The following is a 21356-nucleotide window of genomic DNA, read 5'->3' as shown; positions in this document are numbered from 1 at the left end:
GAGGCTCTTCTTTTTGGATTTCAGATATATTAAATTTTTAAAAAGTATATCAATAATAGAGAAAATTTGGTATATTTGAATTAGGTAAAAAATAACAATATTTTAGGAGGTATTATATGAAGCTATTTAAAGTTGCTGTAATGCTGATTCTTACTTTGTCCCTTGTCGTGCCTGCAACAGCTTTTGGAGCGTCTTCTTCTTACAGTGGTGTAAGCGGGAAGAGATGGGTTCAGGAATTTCCTAATTCCGCAAATGTTAGTGATTTGAGCAGTGGATTCAGACCGAAAGTTGAGAAGTTTATTAAAGCGATGAAGGATGCCAATATTACGGTTACAGTAACTTCTACGTTAAGACCAAAAGAACGGGCATATCTTATGCATTATTCATACAAAATTAGCAAAGGGCAAATCAGTCCTAAAGACGTTCCTTCAATGAGCGGTGTCAATATTCAATGGGTGCACCCAAATGATGACAGTAAATATACCAAATCCAAAAAAGCCGCTGCTGAAATGGTTGCCGCATACAGCATTGTGGCAGCCCCCGCACTTGATTCAGATCATATCCGTGGAAACGCAATTGATATGAACTCGCCGGTTACCAAGAAGACGACTATAAAAAAAGCGGATGGAACATCTATTACTATTTCCAATTACGATGATCTTGTAAAAGTGGGTGCAACGTATGGGGTGTATCATCTCATGCCGGTCTCTAAAGACCCTGTACACTGGTCCAATGTGAAATCATAGCGGAACTAATATGTAATATATTCAATAAAAGAAGAACGGGGAATGGTCTGCGTCTTAAAACAGGGACCTTTGCTACAAGGGGAGACGCTGAGCGCGGCCAACAGTTAGTGCAAAATAAATTTGGCTGGACAGCATATATAATAGAAGAAAAATGAGTTTCAGTGTGAAGGCATCCCTCGGGATGCCTTTTCTTATGCCCAAAACAAAAGCAGGGAATCTGGTTGCTTTTACTATTGGAGGCAGAACGGAGAATCGCATATAATAAGAACAAACGTTCTGAATCGGGGGGTGAAATGACATGCGTCTTGAACATTTCATTGGTCAAGCAGTTGAGATCATATATGAAGACAGACATGGCGATATCACGAAGCGCCGCATTATCATTCACAAGATCAAGGATGGCACCGTTCACGCAACTTGCTTGCGTTCAAGTGGATGGCGTCCGTTCAAGATGGATCGCATATTGTCATGGCAGCCGGCAAGAAAGGGAAGATCAGCGTAAAAACAATGAAAATTAAAAACACAGCCGATAATTCGCCTGAAAGGAGAACCAAGGGCTGTGTTTTGCTAATGAAAATCCCGGAACAAACCGATTACCTTACCCAAAATCGTAACGTGCTGCAGACGAATGGGTTCGTATGTCGGATTCTCAGGCTGCAGGCGGATGTGGTCTTTCTCGCGATAGAATGTCTTGACCGTTGCCTCATCGTCTTCTGTCATCGCCACGACGATGTCTCCGTTGTTAGCAGTCTGCTGCTGGCGAACAATGACATAATCGCCGTTATGTATTCCGGCTTCGATCATGCTGTCGCCTATAACGGATAACATAAAGACATTTTCGTCGTCCCCGACCATGTGCATAGGTAACGGGAAGTAATCTTCGATATTCTCGGTAGCCGTAATCGGTGCACCTGCCGTTACTTTGCCGACGACCGGAATTCTTGCGACAGTGTGGGTGAACTCATTACGCTCGGATTGTTCATGGCTGAGCAGTTCAATTGCGCGCGGCTTCGTCGGGTCGCGGCGAATGAAGCCTTTCTTCTCAAGGCGATCAAGATGGCCGTGCACTGTAGAACTGGAGGCTAAGCCGACCGCTTCGCCAATCTCGCGAACCGATGGGGGATAACCTTTAGCACGAACTTCATTGCGTATAAAATCAAGAATCGCTTGTTGACGACTGGATATTTTAGACAAGGGTATCAACTCCAATGAATACTCTTTTGTCAAAATTATACCATAGAACCTCCGTTCGTACAAACATAAGTTCTAAGAAAAATGCATAAACTCGCGTATTTTAAGCTTTCTTTTGAATAGGGCGCCAATTATGAAGGGGCACGGACGAATCAGATGGGAACGAATGTTCCAAAAATATATTGACTCAAACAAGTGTTCGTGTTAAATTATGTGCAAACGCAATAGAACAAGTGTTTGGGGAGATGAGATAGATGATGTATACAACTTATCGTTCAATTTATAATGTATCGACTACTGCCAGCGAGGGTAAAGGAAAGCAGCGTCGTTCACACCATATACGTCGCCTTCGTCTTATCGTTTTTACGATCGCTCTCTTTTTCGTCACTTGCGGCAGTATTGTACAAGCATGGGGGGATGATGCACAAGAACCGGCGGCGACGGAGAGTGCCGTGGAACGAGTGCTTGTTCAACCAGGTGATTCCTTATGGGCTATTGCTGCTGCTTACAAACCAGAACATATGGATATTCGTCAATATATATATGAAATCATCGTATTGAATGATATGGAGGGTCACACGTTGTTGGCGGGTGATGTTCTATTTGTGCCGCTTGATATGGAGTAATGGAATCCGTTTTCTGCTTTTGATACAACCAAGGTGCTTGATGTGAGACGGTTGCATATATAACCGTGATGCAGGAGATTCTTCATGATTGACATGTGATAATAGTATGATTTCACTCATCAATTGATATAGATTAGGGGGAGACCCAATTAGGGTCTCTTTTCTGTGCCATTTTATTTGCACTCTTGATGCGGATTGCAGTCGAAGCGCTTGCTTGACAAGCTTGACCTGCCATGTCAAAGTAGAAGATATGCTTAGATTACATGGAGGTACGACAATGAATATCGATCTGTTGATCGCACGGATAAACGAGCTTGCCCGCAAGCAGAAGACCGAAGGCTTGAATGAGGAGGAGTTGGCGGAACGCGCGCGCCTGCGAGAACAATATTTGGCTTTATTCCGGAAGCAAGTGCGTAACCATTTGGACACGATTCGCTTTGTTGAAGATGAAGAGCAATTGGATGAAAAGGGCGGTTCCGGCGGGCTTGTCCATTAACGCAATAGAACAAAGCGGTATAAATACCGGATCATGTCCGGCAAGATATAGATTATTAATTCAAGTTCCATCAGTTTACAGATTCATCAACGTCTCGTGTATAGGGGGCTAACATTCATGTCTCGCAGTTGGGAACGCAAGGTGCGCCGTAACAGCGCGCAACTGAACAAGCAGCGCAAGAAGCAAGGGAAAGCAATGATGTCGACCAGCACCGTCGCCTATAAAGAATTTAAGGGCCGCAGTTATATCCTGCCGATGGTGCTCATCGGATTTACAGTCATCTACGCCTTTCTTGGCGGAGCAGTGACGGATATGCAGTCGCCAACGTTGTATTGGGTAACTGTCTTTTGTTATTTGGGGTTGGGTATTATCCTCTTCCTGAGACGGCCGTTCCTCCGGGTTGGCCAAGATGAACTGTCCACCATTAAGTGGAACCGCATTCGGACGTTGCCGGCTCAGGAGATAACGAAGATTGTGACACAGCCTGGTTATGTCGTTATTGAACATAGCAGAAAGGGATCCAGCTGGGTCTTTTCGCGCACGATGAATCGTTATGATACGAACGCGATGGCTGAGCGGTTGCGTCTCTTTGCACAGCAGCATCGTATTGAGTTCGCAGAAGATGCGAAAGCAATCGGCTCGGTTAAATAAATGATGCGATAAAAAGAGGATTTTCAAAACGCCATAGTAAAAGAGGGAGTCCGATATGTCCATTCAAGCAGTTCTGTTTGATTTAGATGATACGTTATTATGGGACGAACGGTGCGTGGAGGAGGCGTTCGCGGCCACATGCCAATATGCCCAGTCCAAGACGGGAGCGAACCCGGAGCGGTTGGAAGCAGAAGTACGGCAAGCGGCGCGCGATTTATATGCTTCTTATGGTACATATTCCTTCACACAAAATATCGGCATTAATCCGTTTGAAGCTTTATGGGGACATTTTACCGGTGGCGAGCATCAGGAATTTCGCATGCTGCAGCAACTGGCCCCGATGTACCGCCAGTCGGCTTGGACCCGCGGCTTGCAAGCAATGAGAGTGGAAGACGAGGTCCTGGGTGCTGAATTGGCTGAGCGGTTCATGAATGAACGCCGTTCCAGATCTTATGTATATGAGGAAACATACGAGGTGCTAAGCAAGTTGAAAACGCGCTATCCGCTGCTGCTGCTCACGAACGGGTCGCCCGACTTGCAGCAGGAGAAGCTGGATGGTGTGCCTGACTTGATTCCTTTTTTCGATCACATTGTCATATCCGGCAACTATCCGGAAGGAAAACCGGCAATTAGCTTATTTCAACATGCCATGTCGCTGTTGAATATTGAGCCAAGTGAAGGGCTCATGGTTGGCGATAAACTGACGACTGATATACAAGGCGCACATAATGTCGGTATGCATCATGCTTGGCTTAACCGAAAAGGGTTGGAACTCTCCGGCGACATCCATCCCGAATATGAAATCTCTGATCTATCTCAGTTATTTGCCATAATCGATCAGATTGACTCGATGAAACCGTAATAGTATCTCATTGTCCGTAAATGAAGTCTGCGAGCGTCGCAGGCTTTTTTTAACATTATTAAAGGCGTAATAATGTAAAATGTGACAAATGTCATTGTTTCGTCACACAATGTGGCCCGAAATAGCTCTATTGAGTCATCCCGATATGGGTAAAGTTGTCTATAATGATACAAGACAATTTGGAATGGACTGAAGGAGTGAATGAATTGATGTGGAAAAAAGCAGCTCTCGCATTGGGCCTCGCTGCCATGTTTGCAGCAGGGTGCGGCAATGGCGGCGATCATGATCAACATGCTGAGAAACCAGCCGGTGCGATGCACGAAGGACATGGTGAGCATGGCGCTGCCAATGCCGACGGCTCGATACCTGATATGATCAATGTGGAATTGAAAGTTCCTGATGAGATTAAGGCCAACGAACCGGTCGTCATTTCCGCGCGCGTGACGCAAAGCGACAAAGCGGTGGATGATGCGGATAAAGTTGAATTTGAGTACTGGATGGAAGGCGAAGAGCAGCATCAAAAGTCGGAAGGGAAGTTAAAGGAGGATGGCACCTATCAAATGGAGCATATATTTGATAAGCCAGGAACCTACAATGTGATTTCCCACGTGACGGCGCGAGATATGCACTCGATGCCTAAGAAGGCATTCGAGGTAAAATAGCGCTGAAAACAAAAGATGCAGCTCATCAAACGTACATAATTTCAAATGCAGTCTAACCCTGTGTGGGAGGCTGTACTCTTGCTTGTAATATAAAAAGCGGTCTGCCTTAAACAAGGCGGACCGCTTTTCTATTCTTGACTTCACTGTGCTTTCTGAAATGTATCATCTTCAAACGGATGGGCAATCCAGCCTTCGGTTTCTATAAATAAACGTACCGCAACGATTTTCCGGTTCTCCATGAGTGTAAAGTAATGCGGTTTGCTTTCCGGGACAGAAATAACATCTCCTGCCTCTAGGATGACGTCCATATAACCTATATCGTCGCTGCCTTTAATGATAAAGATGCCATTACCAGCCGTAATGGCCCGCACTTCGTCTTCAGTATGCGTATGAAGCTGTTCGAACTTCTTCAACAAATCCTCAATATTGGGCGTAGCATCAGACAGAGAAATCAAATCCCAAGTCCGATAACCTCTCCGCTCGGCCAAATCGCGGATTTCTGCTTCATATGTGCGTAAAATGGCTAGCTTCTCCTCATCGGTCAGCACAAATTTATCGCGAAGTGGCTCGTCCAGTTTGTTAGGATCCCAATGCTCATATAAAACGCCTTGAACGGTTAAGAAAGAGCGAACGTTCTCTTCTCCGGTGACCAATTCGTTCGTGTTTCGGATGCGAATCTGTGCCATGCCAATCCCTCGTTTCCCTGCCAAGATTTATTATTTCGTATTATAGTACAGAGGAAATGAATGGGCAAGAAACATTTTACAATGGAGGACATGCGAGCCTTTCCTAATTGGTTCACATCTGTTAAACTAGGTTCTAACGTTTAGATAGAGGGTGGGCAGAGGGATGAGGAAACCAACTTTACAAGAACGGCTCCAAGACAGAATTCTCATTTTAGATGGTGCCATGGGGACGATGATCCAACAGGCAGACTTAACTCCGGATGATTTCGGGGGCGAGCATTTAGATGGTTGCAACGAAATGCTCGTGCTGACTCGTCCTGATGTTATTTCACGAATACACGAACAATACCTCGAAGCAGGCGCCGATATTTTGGAGACGAACACATTCGGAGCGACTAGCGTCGTGTTAGCCGAATACGATCTTCAAGACCGGGCCCGCGAGTTGAACCTGACGGCAGCGAAGCTCGCAGTGGAAGCTGCGGCTAAATATAGCACACCGGAATGGCCGCGCTATGTTGCTGGTGCTATGGGGCCTACAACCAAGACGTTGTCGGTGACCGGCGGCATCACGTTCGATTTGTTGATTGACAGTTATTTTGAAGAGGCCGTAGCGCTTATTGAAGCTGGAGTAGATGCGCTGCTGCTGGAAACTTCCCAAGACACACTTAATGTAAAAGCGGGCTCCATAGCGATTCAACGGGCCTTTGAAACGACGGGCATCACATTGCCGTTGATGATTTCCGGCACGATTGAACCGATGGGGACGACGCTCGCTGGTCAGAACATTGAATCATTCTATATATCATTGGAGCATTTGAAGCCGATTTCGATTGGTCTGAATTGTGCGACAGGTCCAGAATTTATGCGCGACCATTTACGCACATTGGCATCGATATCGAAGTCCGCCGTAAGCTGTTATCCTAACGCAGGTCTGCCTGACGAGAATGGACAATATCACGAGTCGCCGGATACGTTGGCGCGGAAGATTGCCTCGTTTGCTGAGCAGGGCTGGCTGAACATTGCTGGCGGATGCTGCGGCACGACGCCCGATCATATTCGAGCGTTGTCTGAAGTGCTTAGCCAGCATCAGCCTCGCAAGAACTATGGCGAGCATCCACCGGCAGTCTCGGGTATCGATACCGTCTATATCGAAAATGAAGGACGTCCATATATGGTGGGAGAGCGCACGAATGTACTTGGTTCACGCAAGTTCAAGCGCTTGATCGCCGAAGGCAAAATCGAAGAGGCGGCGGAAATTGCCCGGGCTCAGGTGAAGAGCGGCGCACACGTCATTGATGTCTGTGTGCAGGACCCTGACCGCGATGAAGCCCTCGATATGGAGAGCTTCCTGCAAGAAGTTGTAAAGAAGGTGAAAGTGCCGCTCGTCATCGATACGACTGACTCGAAGGTGCTAGAGCTCGCCTTGAAGCACACGCAGGGCAAAGCTATTATTAACTCCGTCAACTTAGAGGACGGGCTGGATAAATTCGAGCAGGTCGTGCCGCTCGTGCATCTCTATGGCGCTGCTCTTGTTGTCGGGACGATCGACGAACGAGGTCAAGCCATTACGCGCGAGGACAAATTGGAAGTGGCAAAGCGGTCTTATGACATATTGGTGAATGACTTCGGGATGCAGCCGGAAGATATTATTTTCGACCCGTTGGTATTCCCGGTAGGTACCGGTGACGAGCAATATATCGGTTCGGCCAAAGAAACGATTGATGGCATTCGGCTTATAAAGCAAGCGCTGCCGCGTTGCCAGACAATTCTTGGTGTCAGCAACGTGTCATTCGGGTTGCCGGAAGCCGGCCGTGAAGTGCTGAACTCCGTTTTCTTATATGAATGCACGCGTGCGGGGCTAGACTACGCCATCGTGAACACGGAAAAAGTGGAACGGTACGCCTCGATCCCGGAGCATGAACGCAAGCTGGCAGAAGCGCTCTTATATGAGACGAATGACGACACGCTGGCTGCCTTCGTAGCGGCATTCCGCAACCGCAAGGTGGAGAAAAAAGAGAAGACGAACAATTTGCCGCTCGAAGAGCGTCTTGCTGCCTACGTGGTGGAGGGGACGAAGGAAGGCCTTATTCCCGACTTAACCGAGGCGTTAAGTAAATATAGCTCGCTTGAAATCATTAACGGCCCGCTAATGAAGGGGATGGAGGAAGTCGGCCGGTTGTTCAACAACAATGAACTTATCGTTGCCGAGGTTCTGCAGAGCGCGGAAGTGATGAAAGCATCGGTCTCCTTCCTCGAGCCGTATATGGAGAAGAACGAGTCAGCCGTCAAAGGAAAGATTTTGCTGGCGACAGTCAAGGGCGATGTGCATGATATCGGGAAAAACCTGGTGGAGATTATTCTTGCGAACAATGGATATAACATCGTCAACTTAGGCATCAAAGTACCGCCGGAACAATTGATTGAAGCGTATCGCAAGGAGAAGCCGGATGCGATTGGGTTGTCCGGTCTGCTTGTGAAGTCGGCTCAGCAGATGGTCATTACGGCTCAAGATTTGCGCAACGCGGGCATCGATGTCCCGATTATGGTCGGGGGAGCCGCGTTAACTCGTAAATTTACCAAAAACCGCATCAGTCCTGAATACGATGGCCTTGTGCTGTATGCGAAGGATGCGATGGAAGGTCTGGACTTGGCCAACAAGCTGATGGACGACACTGAACGGCAGCGGCTCGTGAGCGAATTGCGTGCGCATAAGGAACGGCTGGCGCGTGAAGAGGAAGAGCAAGCGAAGCTGCCAAAGTTGACGCGTGCGGTTCGTTCGGCCGTCAAGGAAGCACCCGTGTATCTCCCGCCCGATTTGGAGCGGCACGTGCTGCGGAATATACCGATTCCACAAGTCGTTCCATACGTGAACATGCAGATGCTGCTCGGACACCACCTTGGTCTGAAAGGATCTGTGGAGCAGTGTCTGCGGGAACAAGATCCGAAGACCGTGGGGCTGAAGGGTACGGTCGATCAAATATTGGTTGAAGGGGCTCAGGAAGGCGTGCTGCAGGCGAATGCGATGTACCGCTTCTTCCCGGCGCAATCTGAAGGAGACTCCATCCATATTTATAATCCGGAAAATCATAATGAAGTTTTGCACACCTTTACATTCCCGCGGCAACAGGTGGAGCCGTACTTATGCTTAGCCGACTTTCTGCGAACCAAAGACAGCGGTACAATGGACTATGTCGGATTCCTCGTCGTCACCGCTGGCAAAAATGTGCGAGAGCGCGCGGAGGAATGGAAAAAGCAAGGACAGTATTTGCGTCTGCATGCGCTGCAGGCTGTCGCCTTGGAGCTGGCCGAAGGGCTGGCGGAACGCATTCACCACATGATGCGCGAAGTATGGGGCATTCCGGACCCGGAAGAGATGACGATGAAGGAAAGATTCGGAGCGAGATATCAGGGAGTGCGTGTATCCTTCGGTTATCCGGCCTGTCCGAATCTGGAGGACCAAGAGCCGCTTTTCCGCTTGATGCAGCCGGAGGACATCGGAGTGCAGCTGACGGAAGGTTTTATGATGGAACCGGAAGCTTCGGTAACCGCAATGGTGTTCGCCCATCCTCAGGGGCAATATTTTAACGTGGATAAAGCATAATAGTAGAAGATAGCAAAAGACAGTTTAGCAGAAAGCTCCGTATTGCCATTACATGGTGGTGCGGAGGCTTTTTTCATCAATGATGCTGAGATTAAAGAAATAATGACAAAACAACATTATTAATGTAGTTTAATATTCATGAAGCTACATAAGGAGGTGCAAGGAGACATGGATATTTATTTCTTGGGAACAGGCGCAGGTATGCCGACGACGCGCCGGAATGTCAGCAGTATGGCGCTGCGGCTCTACGAAGAGCGAGGCTCGTTCTGGATGTTTGATTGTGGAGAAGGGACGCAGCATCAAGTTCTCCGCAGTCCGCTCAAGCTGGGCAAATGCGAATTCATTTTCATTACCCATTTGCATGGCGATCATCTATTCGGCCTCCCTGGATTGTTGTCAAGCCGGGCTTATCAGGGTGGAGTCACGCCACTGACCGTATTTGGCCCGAAAGGGTTGAAGAAATTCATACATACTGTATTTGCCGTAAGCGAAACACAGCTGCCTTATGAACTGCGCATTAAAGAAATTGAACCGGGCATAATTTGGTCGGATGATCAATTTACGGTGACCGCTCTGCCGCTTGAGCATCGTATTCTTTCCTACGGCTATCGCGTACAGGAGAAGGATCGCCCGGGCAAGCTTAAGTTCGAACTGCTGCAACAGAAAGGCATTCCGCCTGGACCGATGTACGGCAAGCTGAAGCGGGGAGAAGATATCGAGCTGCCGAACGGGGAGCTTGTGTTCGCCGCTTCAGTAGTAGGCGCGCCGATTCCTGGACGTTCTGTCGCGATATTGGGTGATACCCGGCCATGCGACAACATCGTACGGCTGGCGCGCAATGTGGATTTACTTGTTCATGAGGCTACCTTCTTGGAGGGTAAGAAGGAGAATGCCCATGATTTTGGCCACAGTACAGCAAAGCAAGCCGCAACCGCCGCCAAGACTGCCCAGGCGAAGAAGCTTGCGCTGACACATTTCAGTTCACGCTACAAAGAAGACGAAGTGATGGAGGAGCTGCTTGGCGAGGCGCGGGAAGTGTTCCCGAATACGGTGTTGGCCGATGAACATGCGATCATTACAACAACTTAATATAGTTCCAACTTTCTGATAACGATTGTGCGGTACCCTCTTCTTATCCAAGGAGTCACCGATTCTGGATACCAGAAGAGACGAGGAGGAAAATAGAATGGATACCGCAAGTCACTTATTGTTCGGAGCTACATTGGCTGGCGCCGCATGCTTGCATCCTCAAATCGCGGAACAACCGCAGCTATTCGGTGCAGTTTTGGCTGCGACGCTCATCGGCTCGCATGCGCCAGACTTTGACACCATTACGAGGCTGCGGGGCTATGCGGCGTATTTAAGGTATCATCGGGGCTTGACCCATGCCGTTCCTGCCTGGTTCGTATGGCCGTTTGTCATTTCGCTTCCGTTGTCATCTCTATTTCATGTATGGGAATACTGGCCGATTGTCGCTATGTGGTCGTTCATCGCGGTGATGCTCCACATAGGTTTGGACTGGTTAAATGCGTATGGCGTTCAGGCCGGACTTCCCTTCACTTCAAGGTGGCTGCATAGAGATGTGCTCTGTCTGTTCGATCCCGTTCTGTTTGGCATCCACGCGGCTGTGTTGAGCAGTTGGTGGTGGCTTGACAGACAAGAAGCTTCATCGTTATTTGTAGCAGCTTACGCATTGTCCTTGCTTTATATATTCTGGCGTTGGCGGACGTGCTCCAAGGTGCTGCGGCTTCTCCGGCAGCAATTCCCTGATGCGGCGCATCATCAGCTGGTTCCCGAACTTAGCCTATGCCGATGGCAATATGTTGTGGAGACGGAAGATTGCTATTTGACCGGATGGGTAACTCAAGCTGCTCCATTTCCCATGCGCACGCCGCTTCGTTTTGATTGTCATGCCCGCTACGAGAAATCGTTCTCTTTGAATCCAATCATTGAGCGCACTCTGGAAACGGATGGAGTCAGAGCTTTTCACGGATTCGCCGAACGTATCGTGGTGCAGGCTCAGCAGTGGAAAGACGGATATAGAGTCGTGTGGAATGACGTTCGCTTCTGGCATCGGCGCGGGCTGCCGTTCGGCGTGGAAGTCGAGCTCGACAAACAGTTGAATGTCGTGAAGACGAAGCTGGGATGGAGCAAGAAAGGATGGGAGCCGCCCTATGTGTAGGGGATTCAAGCGGAAACGGAGCGATCCGTTTTTTTTATTTCTCTTAAATAGTTTCCCGGGAAAGCGCAGGACTTGACAAAACCTTCGTCGACCGACGCGGAATGGCGCGCAGAACCTTCATTTCGACGACAGCTGTCGTCGCACGGCGTCGAAACGAGAAAATGACTTATTGTGCGCAACCGCGTAATGATAACAAGTGTTGCAAGCGCGGAAACGGTTCTTTACAATGGATCAAAGTTAAGCATTTCCCAAAATGCGTCCACATAAATGTTCAGGGAAAAAGAAAGGTGGCTCCTTGTATGAACACACTTGGATTTTCCGTAGTCGGATTCGGCACAATTGCGAAGACGCATATGGTTGCCTTGCGTACGATGCCGATTATCAAATCACTGCCTGTCACACCTGTGCTGTCATCACTCGTCACGCGAAGACCCGAACAAGTCGAAGCGCGAGCCGCCCAGATCGGATTTACACATGTGACAACTTCCTTGGAAGAGGCGTTGCAGCAAGCGGGCACGGATGTGGTGAGCATCTGCACGCCGAACGCGCTGCATGCCGAACAGGTCCGGATGGCGATGGAGCATAACAAGGCGATCTATTGCGAGAAGCCGGTAACGGAGAGCGCGCAGGCTACGGAAGCGTTATTGCAAGAAGTGCCGCCGCAATATCCGCAGCAGCTTGCGTTTGTATACCGCTATCATCCGGCAGTGATGCGCATTCGCGCTTGGCTGCTGGAAGGCATTATCGGTGATGTGCTGCAGTGTAAGATGGCGTATATGCGTTCGGGATATTTAAATGAAAATAGACCATACAGCTGGCGGTTGAGCGATACATTGTCCGGAGGAGGAGCCATTACCGATATCGGCGTGCACGCGCTCGATTTAGTTCGTCATTGGTTCGGCGAATTCGCCCATATCGAAGGACACACGGAAACGTTCATCCCAAGCCGTATGAAAGCGGCTGGTTCGGAAGAACGGGTGGACGTGCATGTCGATGATTGGGCGGTTATGAACTTCCGGACGGAAGAGGGCGTGCGCGGTCTCGTGGAAGTGTCGCGCATCGCTTACGGTGCCGATGCGTTCCGAATCGATATCGTCGGCTCGAAAGGCAGCATCACCTGTGACTTGGAACGCGACAAGAAGCCGACACTCCATCTTTTGAACGGCAGCATGCAGGCGACGCCGGAACCGGACAGCCTGTACTTGCTGCCAGACGAGAAGGCGACGATGGGAATTTTTCAAGATTGTCATTTCGGTGCGCTGCATCACTTTGTTTTGCGTCTGTCCGGCGACGGACGTTGGCTGGATTTGGCGCCGTCGCTTGCGGATGGCTACGCCGTTGAGCGTTGGGTTGATCATGTCATTCAGTCTTCTACGGCCAAGCAGGTCAACATGGGCAAGAAAGGATAGTGCTGTCATTTATGAACAATCGTAACCATCACAGTATTTGTGCATTTATCGATTTGGACGGGACGATGTACCACGGTTCCGCGAAGGTGGAGGGCGCGGATCGATTGATTGCCACGCTGCAGGAGCTCCAAGTTCCTTATCTGTTCGTGACGAATAACTCTTCTCGCACGCCAGAAGATGTGGCCAAGCTGCTGCAAGGGTTTGGCATACCTGCAAATCCTCAAGATGTTCTCACGTCTGCTCAAGCTGCTGCATCGTATATTCAGATGAAACATTCGGATAAACTTGTATTTATGGTAGGAGAGCAAGGATTGCAGCAAGCATTAACCGAAGCCGGTATTCGATGGACAGATGACGTGAATGAAGTGTTGGACGAAAGTATCGGTGTCGTCGTGCAAGGAATAGACCGTCAGTTCTCATACGCCAAGCTCGAAGCCGTATCCGGCGCTATCCGCAACGGTGCAGTTTCGATATTGACCAATCCTGACCTTATGCTGCCATCCGATAAGGGGTTCTCCCCGGGAGCCGGCACGATCGGCGCTGCCGTGCAAGCCGCTACAGGCGTGGAACCGGTTATTATCGGGAAGCCGAGCGAGTTAATTATGAGAGTGGCGCTGGAGCGAATGCGATGCAAACCGGCCGATGCCATTGTCGTTGGTGATAACATGATGACGGATATGCTTGCGGGAGTCAATGCCGGCTGCCGCACAGCCCTCGTCTTTACCGGATTAACGACACCATCCAATCTCGATGAATACAAAGCGCGCTCCGGTGTAACCCCGGATGTCGTCTGTCACGACATGGAGGAAATGCGCCGATGGTTCATCGATGCGGTGAACGAACAATAATTCACGATATATATCATCATGTGAACAGGAAGGAAGATGCTCGATGCCGGAAATTCCGGAAATCGAAGGGTACCGCAAGAAGCTGGAACAGCATGTGGTTGGTCAGCGCATACGCGATCTGGACGTACAGCGGGAATCTTGGTTAAATACAACGCTTGACGCTTTGAAGGACGGTGTGATTGGCCGTCAAATCCTGTACGTTGAACGTCGAGGAACGGATTTGATATTTCATTTGGACGATGGCCGGCGTTTGCTGCTTCGCGCATCTCAAGGAAGCCATATGCACATGGAGCAGCGTTACGATGAAGCGCAGCCAGACCCAGGCACGGCCGCAGAAGGCAATCGGAAAGCGCAATTGTCGCTTACTGCCGATAATGCGATCGTAACGATTCATGGCGCGCGCACAGGTCAATTCCTGTGGCTTACCGCTAAAGAGCTGGATGAACAGCAAAAAGATCATGGTCCCGACCCTTTGTCACGTCAATTAACGCCAGAGCGATACAAAAAGCTCTTTGCGAAGCGCCGCTCCACATTAAAAACGGCAATAATGAACCCGAATATCATCGTCGGCATCGACAGCCGTTTTGCCGATGACATTGCTTTTGCGGCAGGGTTGCGTCCGTCCATCCGTACGGATCAGCTTCAGGATGAGGATTGGAACCGCCTGTACCACGCCATGGTGAATGTGCTGCAAGCAGCGATCGAACAGGGGGGAAATGGGACGGTGAGCATACATGGTCTGGCTGATGACATGCAAAACGATGGGGAAGCGCCGGACAAATCGATACATGGCAAGGCGGGGGAACCTTGTCCGTGCTGCGGCACATTGATACAGGAAATGCTGATTCAGCGCCGTCCTGCCTATTATTGTCCGCAGTGCCAACCGGAAATTCCTGCGCATGAACAATAGCGGAATCAACAACGGTTCCGCCGCTCTGTGCTACGGTTGTCACTTATCATTGCGGGGAGGATACGCACAGGCGTCTCAGCAGGCGATTCAATTACAAGAACAAGCAGGGCTGGGCTGTTATCAATATTTCAGCAAAAATCCGCGAAGCTTATCCGTTAAGACAGGATTTGAAGCTGACGCTCTGGCCGCCCGAAGTTATGGAGAAAAATACAACATCAGATCTGTGGCACACACGCCGTATCCAACCAATCTGGCCGTTGATGCCGATGAGGCTCCCGAGCTGTTTCGGGCCACGGTACAGTCGCTGTTGAATGATCTCATGATTGCGGAAGCTTGCGGATCTGTAGGGGCCGTGGTTCATTTCGGCGCATACAAAGGCAGCCGGACTGGCATGGATAAGGCCGTGCTGCGGGGGTACGAAAATATTATCCGTACGGTGAATACCGTATTGAACGTCTGGTCCGGTCAAGCGCTGCTGCTGATTGAGAACCAGGCGGGCAACCATGGCGGCATGGGAGTTGCGTTGGAAGAGCTTGTGCAGATTCGCAAGCTAAGCAGCCGGCCGGCATCTGTCGGCTTTTGCTTTGACACTTGCCATGCGTTTGCGAGCGGCTTGTGGAATCCGGCAGAGACAAAAACGCTGCTCTCTAACGGAAGCGCCCTTGATTACTGGTCACACGTTCACGCCGTTCATTTGAATGATTCACGAGACGGCTACGCTTCGCGCAGAGATCGGCATGCCAATGTGGGGCAAGGCTGCATCGGTATGGAGGCGTTCGAGCGGCTGCTGTCAGCAGACGAATTGCAAGGGAAAATGTTTATATTAGAGACGCCCGGCGATGGGAACGGCCGGCACGACTCGGAATGGGAAATGCTGCGGCAAGGATTGGGGCGGAGGGAGTGAACGTAAACGATGATACATGTTTATTTGGATGATTGGCGTCGCTGTCCGGACGGATTTGTGCTCGCCCGCAATATGGTGGAATGTCTGCTTTTATTAGAGCATGAGGAAGTCGGCATTTTATCATTGGATCATGATTTGGGCATGGGCGAACCGACTGGTACGGAGCTTGTCAGCGAGATAGTGCGGCGGAGATTATATCCGAAGCAGGAAATCTATTTGCACACGTCGAGCGCGATCGGAAGACAGCAAATGTACCAAATGCTGTATGAAAATAAACCGGAACAAGTTGCGCTGATCAATGGGCCGATGTCTCCTGATGTTATGGCACGTGTGAAACGAGACAAGCAATGATTGCGCTGACTGCGGCGGAGTGCCGACACATTCTATCGGATAATGCAGGGAAGCATTCCAATATGCTGTGGAATGCTTTATATGTGCACAGTCCATTGTGCGGAACGTGCCGGCTTGCAGAGCGTATGCTGCATATCGTCGAACAGACTTGCCCGCAAGTGACAATTGCCTCCGTGCCTATTCAATATGTCCCAGAACTGGTTCGCGCATATCAAATTGAAAGCGTGCCATGCTTATTGGTGTGGAGTCGAGAGCACGTTGATGCCGGTAAAGAGCCAAGCAAAATTTATGCTTTTCATTCGGTATCCTATCTTTATGAGGTTGTTCAAACGCACTATATGAACGATTGAGAGGTTGGGAAACAAATGGTTAATCTCCGCAATATTTGGTTTCAACGCGAGGAACGTGTTATTCTGAATGATGTGAATTGGACCATGGAGCAAGGCGATCATTGGGTGCTGCTCGGCCGCAACGGTTCGGGCAAGACGACGCTGCTTGAATTGATTACGGCATACCAGTTTCCTTCCAAAGGAACGGTCGAGGTGCTTGGACATACATATGGTCGCTGTGACGTACGGGAAGTTCGCAAGCAAATCGGGTATATCAGTCAGTCCCTTGTCGAGAAATTAACGCTGAGCGACCCGGTGTGGGAAGTCGTCGCGACAGGCGCATATGCATGGCTCCGGTTCTATCAGGAAATACCTGATGACGTGAAGGCAAAAGCGCATGTTCTCCTGGAAGAGCTCCATATCGGCCACTTGGCCGATCAGCCGCTTGGCGTATGCTCGCAAGGGGAACGAAAGAAGATTTTGCTTGCGCGGGCGCTAATGGGAGAGCCGGAATTGCTCATTATGGATGAACCTTGCTCGGGGCTGGATTTACATGAAAGAGAAAAGCTGCTGCAGGACTTGCGGGTACTGTCCGGACGCAAGCTGAGCGTCATTTACGTCACGCATCATTTGGAGGAAATCGTGCCGCTGTTTACGCATGTCGCCCTGCTGCATGAGGGACGGATGGTCGCATCGGGACGCAAGCACGAAGTGCTGACGCCGGATTTGCTCGCGGCAACTTTCGATTTGCCGGTTCAAGTCGATTGGGTGGACGATCGCCCGTGGATTCGAGTTCATCATAATCACGCGCAGCGGCATTAATTTATATAAGAATTCGAACGAACGTTGGAGGTTTAACCTACTTGGAGCCATTACATCAAATACAGTTGGAACAACATTTTAATCCATACTCGCATTGGGTGATTACTTCAAATCACGGATTTATTTCTTATGCGCAGGAAGAATTGAGAAGAAGCTTCGGACAGCTAAAAAGCCGTATGCTCGTGTCAGGTGAAACAGCATTGATGGAGCTGCCTGCGGATGAGCATGAGGTGCTGAATCTTCTGGAGAGACAGCCGGCCATCTTCATCAGGCATATTCAACCCGTGCATGCCGTTGTAGAGGAATCCGCCATGAATGATGAGCTTTCCGCTTCAGCAAGCTCGTTAGCAGACAAGCTATTCGAACAAGCGGAAGCAGCGCTTGAACAGACACGTGTCGCCGTACACGTCCGCTCCAGCGCGTCGAATGCCGCGGAGGACAAAGCGCTGCGCGATGCATTGAAGGCAGCTGCTGAGGCGGGCGGCGCGGTTGGTGCCGTTCAGAATCCAGATCTCATCATCTCTGTATTCATTCATGAGGGCATGGTGTATGCCGGCCTAGTGACGCCTGCGCAAGCGGGGTCTGACTGGCCTGGCGGCGCCATCCGCTTCCAGCGCGAAGAAGGTCAAGTATCGCGCGCCAAATTCAAGCTGTTGGAAGCAGAGCGTATATTCGGGCTTGATTTCGCAGCGTATCGGAATGCGCTCGATGTCGGCGCGGCGCCGGGAGGATGGACGAGTCTCCTGCTAGAGCGTGGGGTCCATGTGACGGCTGTCGATCCGGCCAAGATGCATCCAAGCTTAATGGACCATCCCCGTCTGAGCTATTACGGCAAGAATGCAGGGGAGGTCGCATTTGAGCCGCATGAATTCGATCTGCTCATCTGTGATATGAGCTGGAGTCCGAAAGTGACGGCTAAGCTCGTGATCCAACTGCTGGATTCCGTTATTCCAGGAGGAACGGTAATTGTAACGGTGAAGCTGATGCATAAGAAGCCGCTGCAGACCATTCGGGATGTAACGGAAATGTTCGGCGAGCATATGCAAATCTTGCGCGCAAAGCAGTTGTTCCACAATCGTGACGAGATTACGCTTTATATGATGAAATATTAATAGAATAAATTATCCGTGTAAGATTGCGGAATCAGCAGCAAATTCCATAAATTTCTGAAAAACACTGGACAAGCGCGAACGATTCTACTACAATAGCATCAAAACATATGCTTACACAGGGAAGCACCCTGATTACGACCGTTGAGGTTCGTTTTCAGGGTGCTTTTTGTGTTGTCTGGAGGGGATTGCTTGCAACCATTTCATGCGCATCTGCGGCCCGGGGAGCTCCTGCATGAGCGTTATCGGATCGGGCGAATGCTCGGCGCAGGCGGAATGAGTGTCGTCTATTTGGCCAGTGATGAACGATTGGGCGGGAAGCAATGGGCGGTGAAGGAATCGAAGCCGGTATCTCAAGATGTGCGTCAACTCATACATGAAGCGAAGCTGCTGACTGCGCTTCGACATCCGCATCTCCCGCTCATTGTCGATTTCTTCCCGCCGGATGAGGGGGGAAGAGCCTATCTCGTTATGGAGTACATTGAAGGCGAGACTTTAGCGGAGCGATTAAGAAGGAAGTCCTTGTCTTTTCAGGAAATAGTGGCGATCGCCATCCCGGTATGCGAAGCGCTATCGTATTTGCACGAACAGGAGCCGCCGATTATATTTCGGGACGTGAAGCCGTCCAACATTATGATTACGAAGCAGGGCCAGGTGAAGCTAATCGATTTCGGCATAGCGAGAAATGTGAATACCGCCAATGCGCACGATACGGTGAAGCTCGGAACGATAGGCTTCGCGGCTCCGGAGCAATATGAAGGCAGGCAGAGCGACGCCCGAACGGATCTGTACGGAGTCGGAGCGCTGCTGGGACATATTCTTACGGCAGGCACATCGCGCGGCGAGCAAAGCTTGAAGAAGCATATGCTCCAAGACGATGTCCCGGCATCGTTCTATTCCGTCATGATGAAGCTGCTGGCGAAGCAGCCGCAGGATCGTTATCAGAAGGCGGCTGAGCTGCTGGAAGAGCTGCGGCAGTACATCCCGGTCAAGAAGCAGGAATATCCGAATCAGGCATCAGCCAGCCACACGCTCCGCCGGGGGAAATCAACCGTCGTCATTGCTTTTCTCGGAGCGGCTCCAGGCCTCGGAACGACCCACGCCTCGTTAATGTGCGCATATCAGATTGGGAAGCGCAATCTGGGCAAAATCGCTTATGTGGATGCCGATCCGGCAAGTGGAACGACGATTAACGCGCTAGCGGCAGATTGCGAAGGCGAATATGAACTGACTCCTATCAAGGAAAAGACGAAGTTGTTTGGATTTCATTGCTACTGCTGGAAAAATGGCGAGGATCGGCTGCCCGCATTAATGGGACAATTCGATTACATCGTGCTTGATTTAGGTTGTTACCGTTCGGGTGAACGAATTGACGAATTTATGCGAGCCCAAGTCCCTGTGCTCGTTGGAAGCCAAGCGCCGTGGCGAAGAATGGAATTAGATCCGATTGTCAGCTTCTTCGAATCGAAGCAGTTCCGTCATTGGTATATAGCTAATCTCTTTCCATGTGAAGGAATGTCCGCGAAGCGCAGCCTGAAGCAATATTGCCGCGGAGAAGTGTCTGTTCCGGTTCGTGCAAGTCCCTTCGCATGGGATGAACAATCTAGCCGGTGGCTGGATTGCATTTTAGAGCTTGAGGGTGAAGGTGCGAACTTGCTTTACCGGCTTAGCCGATGGATGGGTGGCAGAAAATTTGGCAAAGGAGGGGGGCGGAGTTGAAGCGGTGGACGCGAAGAACGAAGCAAATGTTGGTTTCCGCCATAAGCGGCGCGGTGGCAGCCGGTCTTCTCGCTGCTGCTTATCACTACTGGGCTCTGAAGAACAACGATATCCGAAACGAGACGACAAGGTCGGGGTACGAACAAGAAATCAACCGTTTGAAGAAGCTTGCAGATGAGCAGCAGAAGGAAAGGGAGTCTGTCTGGGTGTTTAAGAAGCCGCTGTTGGCAGGCAAGCGAATCGGCTCGCAAGACATCGCGAGGATCGAGGTATCTGCAGACGCCGTTCCGCGAGATCGATTGAACCACCCGGATAATATTGTCGGAAAAGTATTAAAAATCGATGTTAGCGCGCAGATGCCAATTTTGTTCTCGATGCTGTATGAGGAAGCGGTGCTGGCAGATGACATGCGGTGGATTGAGACGGGGGTCATTCAATTGCCGCTGTCGTTAACAGAACGAGATGCCGTGGATGTCCGAATTCGCTTCCCGAATGGGTCAGATTACGTCGTCCTTGCGCAAAAAGCGATTATGCGGATTCAACTGCCCACGATCTGGATGCAGTTAGATGAGCAGGAACGATTGATGTTCTCCAGCGCTTGCGTTGACGCTTATCGCAACGGTGGCCAAATTTATGCGCTCCGTTATGTGGAACCTCACCTGCAGAAGAAAGCGGTGCCGAACTATCCCGCTAATGCCGATGTGCTGGAGCTGGTTGCATCCAATCCCAATATCGTGAAGAAGGCGGATACCGCCTTGGCGCGAGCCGTTCGGCAGCAAATGGAGAAAGGCTGGGAGAAGCAGAAGAATGCCAACAGTTCAGAGCGGGATGGAGTCAGGAACGGAAGGACGTCGCATGCTCCCGGTTCAGCGATAGCGGCGGAAGGGACGGAAGGTGGCAATCCCGCCAGCGTTTCGGGTTACGCCCCATTTACCGGCAATGCGGCGGAAGCCAAGCGGAATTCTCCATTCGTTGGAGTTGCCCCGGCCTCTAATGAGCATGAAGGAGGAACCGAGTTCAATTCGCCTGATTCTCGGCAGGGGAGGAATGAACCAAGGCAGGAGGGGGATAGGGTAAGCGCGTCCCACAAGAACGGCGCGGGTGCGATGCCGCATGAAGCGGCTGACGAAGCCGATGAGGAGATGACATCAGCTCCGAATCCGAGTTTGTTGAATAACAATAATCCTTAATTTCTGTACGAGCATCCACTATTTATAAATAACCTTTCCTAATAGAAGGTAAAAACGGAGGG

General features: G+C 50.2%; 22 protein-coding genes. 20 read left to right on the top strand and 2 right to left on the bottom strand.

The window, feature by feature from the left end; all coding sequences use genetic code 11:
• Positions 1-116 precede the first annotated feature (116 nt).
• A complete protein-coding gene (locus JSQ80_RS27715; RefSeq protein WP_206098004.1) occupies positions 117-746 on the top strand; it encodes a hypothetical protein in 630 nt (209 codons plus the stop codon).
• A gap of 298 nt (positions 747-1044) precedes the next feature.
• A complete protein-coding gene (locus JSQ80_RS27710; RefSeq protein ID WP_206098003.1) occupies positions 1045-1248 on the top strand; it encodes a hypothetical protein in 204 nt (67 codons plus the stop codon).
• A 65-nt stretch (positions 1249-1313) separates the two neighbouring features.
• Here the strand turns inward: JSQ80_RS27710 and lexA are convergent, their stop codons facing one another.
• Entirely contained in the window at positions 1314-1940 is a 627-nt protein-coding gene (gene lexA, locus JSQ80_RS27705) for a transcriptional repressor LexA (protein ID WP_087435510.1), read from the bottom strand.
• Between the two features lie 251 nt (positions 1941-2191).
• Here lexA and JSQ80_RS27700 point away from each other — a divergent pair, with 251 nt between their 5' ends.
• The 5 genes from JSQ80_RS27700 (at position 2192) to JSQ80_RS27680 (ending at position 5234) form a co-directional block, all read left to right on the top strand.
• A complete protein-coding gene (locus JSQ80_RS27700; protein WP_087435511.1) occupies positions 2192-2563 on the top strand; it encodes a LysM peptidoglycan-binding domain-containing protein in 372 nt (123 codons plus the stop codon).
• Between the two features lie 277 nt (positions 2564-2840).
• Positions 2841-3059, top strand: a complete 219-nt coding sequence (locus JSQ80_RS27695) for a DUF896 domain-containing protein (protein WP_206098002.1) — start codon at positions 2841-2843, stop codon at positions 3057-3059.
• Positions 3060-3176: 117 nt separating this feature from the next.
• On the top strand, positions 3177-3710 hold the full coding sequence (locus tag JSQ80_RS27690; protein ID WP_206098001.1) for a methyltransferase: 534 nt from the start codon (positions 3177-3179) through the stop codon (positions 3708-3710).
• A gap of 55 nt (positions 3711-3765) precedes the next feature.
• Positions 3766-4572 (top strand): HAD family hydrolase, encoded by an 807-nt coding sequence (locus JSQ80_RS27685; RefSeq protein ID WP_206098000.1) that lies wholly within the window; start codon positions 3766-3768, stop codon positions 4570-4572.
• A gap of 209 nt (positions 4573-4781) precedes the next feature.
• Positions 4782-5234, top strand: a complete 453-nt coding sequence (locus JSQ80_RS27680) for a FixH family protein (RefSeq protein ID WP_206097999.1) — start codon at positions 4782-4784, stop codon at positions 5232-5234.
• 140 nt (positions 5235-5374) lie between these two features.
• Here JSQ80_RS27680 and JSQ80_RS27675 read toward each other — a convergent pair whose 3' ends face one another.
• Positions 5375-5920, bottom strand: coding sequence for a cupin domain-containing protein (locus tag JSQ80_RS27675; protein WP_206097998.1), 546 nt, complete (start codon positions 5918-5920; stop codon positions 5375-5377).
• Positions 5921-6083: 163 nt separating this feature from the next.
• Here JSQ80_RS27675 and metH point away from each other — a divergent pair, with 163 nt between their 5' ends.
• From metH to JSQ80_RS27610, 13 genes are all read left to right on the top strand, one after another.
• The gene (gene metH, locus JSQ80_RS27670; RefSeq protein WP_206097997.1) at positions 6084-9521 is read left to right on the top strand and encodes a methionine synthase; all 3438 of its coding nucleotides are present in this window, start codon (positions 6084-6086) and stop codon (positions 9519-9521) included.
• A gap of 168 nt (positions 9522-9689) precedes the next feature.
• Positions 9690-10610, top strand: a complete 921-nt coding sequence (gene rnz, locus JSQ80_RS27665; protein ID WP_206097996.1) for a ribonuclease Z — start codon at positions 9690-9692, stop codon at positions 10608-10610.
• A 97-nt stretch (positions 10611-10707) separates the two neighbouring features.
• Entirely contained in the window at positions 10708-11703 is a 996-nt protein-coding gene (locus tag JSQ80_RS27660; protein ID WP_206097995.1) for a metal-dependent hydrolase, read from the top strand.
• A 299-nt stretch (positions 11704-12002) separates the two neighbouring features.
• The gene (locus JSQ80_RS27655) at positions 12003-13112 is read left to right on the top strand and encodes a Gfo/Idh/MocA family protein (protein WP_206097994.1); all 1110 of its coding nucleotides are present in this window, start codon (positions 12003-12005) and stop codon (positions 13110-13112) included.
• 11 nt (positions 13113-13123) lie between these two features.
• The gene (locus JSQ80_RS27650; RefSeq protein ID WP_206097993.1) at positions 13124-13960 is read left to right on the top strand and encodes an HAD-IIA family hydrolase; all 837 of its coding nucleotides are present in this window, start codon (positions 13124-13126) and stop codon (positions 13958-13960) included.
• 43 nt (positions 13961-14003) lie between these two features.
• On the top strand, positions 14004-14870 hold the full coding sequence (locus JSQ80_RS27645) for an Fpg/Nei family DNA glycosylase (RefSeq protein ID WP_206097992.1): 867 nt from the start codon (positions 14004-14006) through the stop codon (positions 14868-14870).
• Positions 14860-15774, top strand: coding sequence for a deoxyribonuclease IV (locus JSQ80_RS27640; protein ID WP_206097991.1), 915 nt, complete (start codon positions 14860-14862; stop codon positions 15772-15774). The genes JSQ80_RS27645 and JSQ80_RS27640 overlap by 11 nt, the downstream gene beginning before the upstream one ends.
• A gap of 9 nt (positions 15775-15783) precedes the next feature.
• Complete coding sequence (locus JSQ80_RS27635; RefSeq protein ID WP_206097990.1) at positions 15784-16125, top strand: cyclic-phosphate processing receiver domain-containing protein; 342 nt, start codon at positions 15784-15786, stop codon at positions 16123-16125.
• Positions 16122-16475 carry a thioredoxin family protein gene (locus tag JSQ80_RS27630; protein ID WP_206097989.1) on the top strand — a complete coding sequence of 118 codons (354 nt, stop codon included), beginning with the start codon at positions 16122-16124 and terminating at the stop codon, positions 16473-16475. The genes JSQ80_RS27635 and JSQ80_RS27630 overlap by 4 nt, the downstream gene beginning before the upstream one ends.
• 15 nt (positions 16476-16490) lie before the next feature.
• A complete protein-coding gene (locus tag JSQ80_RS27625) occupies positions 16491-17276 on the top strand; it encodes an ABC transporter ATP-binding protein (protein WP_087435526.1) in 786 nt (261 codons plus the stop codon).
• Positions 17277-17317: 41 nt separating this feature from the next.
• A complete protein-coding gene (locus tag JSQ80_RS27620; protein WP_206097988.1) occupies positions 17318-18388 on the top strand; it encodes an SAM-dependent methyltransferase in 1071 nt (356 codons plus the stop codon).
• Between the two features lie 189 nt (positions 18389-18577).
• Positions 18578-20104, top strand: coding sequence for a serine/threonine protein kinase (locus tag JSQ80_RS27615; protein WP_206097987.1), 1527 nt, complete (start codon positions 18578-18580; stop codon positions 20102-20104).
• Entirely contained in the window at positions 20101-21294 is a 1194-nt protein-coding gene (locus JSQ80_RS27610; protein ID WP_206097986.1) for an SAF domain-containing protein, read from the top strand. The genes JSQ80_RS27615 and JSQ80_RS27610 overlap by 4 nt, the downstream gene beginning before the upstream one ends.
• Positions 21295-21356 lie beyond the last annotated feature (62 nt).

The organism is Paenibacillus apiarius, from assembly GCF_017052585.1.
Classification (GTDB): Bacteria; Bacillota; Bacilli; order Paenibacillales; family Paenibacillaceae; genus Paenibacillus_B; species Paenibacillus_B apiarius.
Note: the sequence above shows the minus strand (reverse complement) of the source record. Positions and strands in the feature narration are given on the sequence as shown.

What these genes read in the sequence shown, in the direction of transcription:
- JSQ80_RS27715 (WP_206098004.1), top strand. Translation starts at nt 117, where the DNA reads ATGAAGCTATTTAAAGTTGCTGTAATGCTGATTCTTACTTTGTCCCTT.
- JSQ80_RS27710 (WP_206098003.1), top strand. Translation starts at nt 1,045, where the DNA reads ATGCGTCTTGAACATTTCATTGGTCAAGCAGTTGAGATCATATATGAA.
- JSQ80_RS27700 (WP_087435511.1), top strand. Translation starts at nt 2,192, where the DNA reads ATGATGTATACAACTTATCGTTCAATTTATAATGTATCGACTACTGCC.
- JSQ80_RS27695 (WP_206098002.1), top strand. Translation starts at nt 2,841, where the DNA reads ATGAATATCGATCTGTTGATCGCACGGATAAACGAGCTTGCCCGCAAG.
- JSQ80_RS27690 (WP_206098001.1), top strand. Translation starts at nt 3,177, where the DNA reads ATGTCTCGCAGTTGGGAACGCAAGGTGCGCCGTAACAGCGCGCAACTG.
- JSQ80_RS27685 (WP_206098000.1), top strand. Translation starts at nt 3,766, where the DNA reads ATGTCCATTCAAGCAGTTCTGTTTGATTTAGATGATACGTTATTATGG.
- JSQ80_RS27680 (WP_206097999.1), top strand. Translation starts at nt 4,782, where the DNA reads ATGTGGAAAAAAGCAGCTCTCGCATTGGGCCTCGCTGCCATGTTTGCA.
- JSQ80_RS27675 (WP_206097998.1), bottom strand. Translation starts at nt 5,920, where the DNA reads ATGGCACAGATTCGCATCCGAAACACGAACGAATTGGTCACCGGAGAA.
- metH (WP_206097997.1), top strand. Translation starts at nt 6,084, where the DNA reads ATGAGGAAACCAACTTTACAAGAACGGCTCCAAGACAGAATTCTCATT.
- rnz (WP_206097996.1), top strand. Translation starts at nt 9,690, where the DNA reads ATGGATATTTATTTCTTGGGAACAGGCGCAGGTATGCCGACGACGCGC.
- JSQ80_RS27660 (WP_206097995.1), top strand. Translation starts at nt 10,708, where the DNA reads ATGGATACCGCAAGTCACTTATTGTTCGGAGCTACATTGGCTGGCGCC.
- JSQ80_RS27655 (WP_206097994.1), top strand. Translation starts at nt 12,003, where the DNA reads ATGAACACACTTGGATTTTCCGTAGTCGGATTCGGCACAATTGCGAAG.
- JSQ80_RS27650 (WP_206097993.1), top strand. Translation starts at nt 13,124, where the DNA reads ATGAACAATCGTAACCATCACAGTATTTGTGCATTTATCGATTTGGAC.
- JSQ80_RS27645 (WP_206097992.1), top strand. Translation starts at nt 14,004, where the DNA reads ATGCCGGAAATTCCGGAAATCGAAGGGTACCGCAAGAAGCTGGAACAG.
- JSQ80_RS27640 (WP_206097991.1), top strand. Translation starts at nt 14,860, where the DNA reads ATGAACAATAGCGGAATCAACAACGGTTCCGCCGCTCTGTGCTACGGT.
- JSQ80_RS27635 (WP_206097990.1), top strand. Translation starts at nt 15,784, where the DNA reads ATGATACATGTTTATTTGGATGATTGGCGTCGCTGTCCGGACGGATTT.
- JSQ80_RS27630 (WP_206097989.1), top strand. Translation starts at nt 16,122, where the DNA reads ATGATTGCGCTGACTGCGGCGGAGTGCCGACACATTCTATCGGATAAT.
- JSQ80_RS27625 (WP_087435526.1), top strand. Translation starts at nt 16,491, where the DNA reads ATGGTTAATCTCCGCAATATTTGGTTTCAACGCGAGGAACGTGTTATT.